General features: G+C 67.6%; 1 protein-coding gene. It reads right to left on the reverse strand.

The genetic code is table 11. From position 1 onward, the window contains the following. A partial coding sequence (locus tag A5753_RS03095; protein ID WP_156655907.1) for an AMP-binding protein occupies positions 1 to 544 on the reverse strand: 544 nt, incomplete at both ends.

Below are 544 nucleotides of genomic sequence, written 5' to 3' on the forward strand. Positions count from 1 at the left end.
GGATCACGTTGTGATGGGTGACGGCAACGCCTTTGGGGACTCCGGTGGTGCCCGAGGTGTAAATCAGATACGCGATGTCATCGGGCGCCGGTGCGGGCAACGCGGCGCTGGGCTGGGCCGCAATACGCGGATCGCCCACCTCGATGACCGCCACGTCATGGCCGTCGAGACGCTCGGCCAGCGCGCCGGTGGTGATCGCCGCAACGGGTGCGGCATCACCGAGCAAGAACTCGATGCGCGCCGCGGGCACCACCGGGTCGATCGGCACATAAGCCGCCCCGGTCTTGAGCACCGCCAAAATCGCCACGATCGCCTCCGCCGACCGCGACAACAACAACGCCACCCGCTCACCCGGGCCAACACCCCGCTCCGCCAACAGATGCGCCAACCGATTCGAGGCCTCATCGAGCTCCCGATACGTCATCGAAGCGCCCTCAAACGTCAACGCCACCGCCCCGGGCGCCCGTGCCACCTGCGCACCGAACAACGCCGGAATCGACACCCGCACAGTCGAATCGGGCCGAGCCAACACCGCCCGATTACC

Origin of the sequence: Mycobacterium sp. 852002-51971_SCH5477799-a, from assembly GCF_001667145.1 — a bacterium.
In the GTDB taxonomy this organism is placed as follows: Bacteria; Actinomycetota; Actinomycetes; order Mycobacteriales; family Mycobacteriaceae; genus Mycobacterium.